This is a genomic window from Methylobacterium sp. B1, assembly GCF_000333255.1.
Lineage (GTDB): Bacteria > Pseudomonadota > Alphaproteobacteria > Rhizobiales > Beijerinckiaceae > Methylobacterium > Methylobacterium fujisawaense.
Window position 1 is genome coordinate 1 of record NZ_BACT01000316.1, and the last position, 1,915, is coordinate 1,915.

Here is a 1,915-nt window from a genome sequence, read left to right on the forward strand (position 1 = left end):
CGCCCGGCGCGGCCGCGGCCCGGCGGCGCTCCATCGACCTCGCGCTGCTGCGCACCGCGACGCCGCTGCCGACCCGCTTCGCGCCCGTGACCCTGAGCGCCGCCCCGGCCCGGGCGGGCGAGATCCTGACCCTGTCGGGCTACGGCGCGGCCAAGCCCGGCGATCCGCGCTCCACCGGCACCTATCGCAGCGTCGGGCTGCCGGTGATCGAGCCCTACGGGCCGAGCCGGGTCCTGGTCTGGCTGAAGGGCACGGGCGGCGGCGCCTGCCAGGGGGATTCCGGCGGCCCGATCGCGGGACCGGACGGGGCCGTCCTGGCGCTGTCGGCCTGGATCGGCGGCGCCTGCGGCGGCCTGACCCAGGGCATCCTGACGGGGCCGCAGCGCGGCTGGATCGATCGCGTGCTCGGTGGCTGGAACCGGACCGCGCGCTGGACGGAGTAACGTCACGGCGACGTGTGCGCAGGGAACCTCAGCTTGGCCGGGCACTTGCCTTGCTCTAGGCTCAACGCGCGCCGCCTCCCGCATCCGGCGCCCCCACCCGCGCAGTGCGCGCGCCCGGAGATCCCGATGTCCCCTCGCCCGATCCGGACGGCCGGCCCCCGCGAGCGCAGCCTGCGCGGCGGCCTGAGGGGCGGCTTGTGGGGCGGCCTGCTCGGCGTGTCGTTGCTCGGCGCCCTGACGGGCCTGCTCCCCACGCCCGCCGCCGCGGTGATCAACGGCGCGACGACGCGGGATCCGAACGGCGCGCGCAGCTTCGTGGTGCGCATCGAGAGCACCGAGGGCGAGATCTGCTCGGGGACACTGATCGCCCCGGACCTCGTGCTCAGCGCCGCCCACTGCGTCATGCGCCCCGCCGGATACACGGTGATCAGCGTCGACCGGAGCTTCCGGCAGCACCGGACCCCGGTGATCGCCGCCTCCATGCACCCGGACTTCGTGCCCGGCACGACCCCCGAGGATCAGCCCGGCGTCGATCTGGCGCTGCTCAAGCTCGAGCAGCCGCTCGGCAACGACTACGTGCCCCTCGATCCCCGGGGCGCCGGCTCGATCAGCAACGGCGAGCCGGTGGACATCGCGGGCTTCGGCGTGGTGGCGGAGAACCGGCGGAACTCGGCGCGGGTCCTGCGTCTCGCCCATCTCGTGTCGATCGGCTCCCTGCAGGTCGCCAACCGGGTGACCGTCGTGACCGACCGGCGGCGCATGGCCGAGACCTCGGGCGCCGGTGCCTGCCTGGGCGATTCCGGCGGCCCGATCCTGACCGGAGGCCCCGGCGGCTACCGGATCGTCGGCGTGGTGAGCTGGTCGAGCGGGGCCCTGCAGCAGGGCACGCGCCGCACCGCCTGCGGCGGCTTCACCGCCGTGACGCCGGTGGCCGAGCATGCCGGCTGGATCGCCTCGCGCTCGGCGGAACTGCAGCGGATCCAGGTCGGCGAGGCGGCCTCCCGCGGCAACCGGTCGGACTGGATGGCGCGCCCCGGCCGCAACCGCTAGGCGCGCCCTGCGGCGAAACAGTCCCGCCGCCGCGGATCCGTCGCGGCTGCGGGAACCTGAGGCCGCACCGGCACTTTCGCATCCGAACCTTTTCGACTGACGGAGCGAAAGCATGGCCGAGAGCGGCACCAGCACCACACCCCGGACCCACAAGACCCGCAACGACACCGACTCGAACGCCAAGAAGGTCTCGATCGACGCCCTGAACGCACGGCTCGCGGACGGCATCGACCTCGCCCTGGCGATCAAGCAGGCGCACTGGAACCTGAGGGGCCGCAGTTCATCGGCATCCACGAGATGCTCGACGGGTTCCGCACCGAGCTGGACGACCCCTCACGATAGGTCGCCGAGCGCGNCGTGCAGCTCGGCGCCACGCCTTCGGATCGCCCAGGTGGTCGCCCGACGCACGAAGCTGCCGCCCT

Annotated in this window: 2 protein-coding genes and 1 pseudogene; all 3 read left to right on the plus strand. The window is 74.1% G+C overall.

Annotated elements, in window-relative coordinates:
- Positions 1 to 443, plus strand: a 443-nt coding sequence (locus I53_RS09265) for a trypsin-like serine protease (protein WP_043349557.1), incomplete at its 5' end; no start/stop codon positions are given.
- Between the two features lie 126 nt (positions 444 to 569).
- Positions 570 to 1,493 carry a trypsin-like serine protease gene (locus I53_RS09270; protein WP_078947095.1) on the plus strand — a complete coding sequence of 308 codons (924 nt, stop codon included), beginning with the start codon at positions 570 to 572 and terminating at the stop codon, positions 1,491 to 1,493.
- 112 nt (positions 1,494 to 1,605) lie between these two features.
- A pseudogene (gene dps, locus I53_RS09275) lies at positions 1,606 to 1,915 on the plus strand (DNA starvation/stationary phase protection protein Dps); the annotation flags it as partial.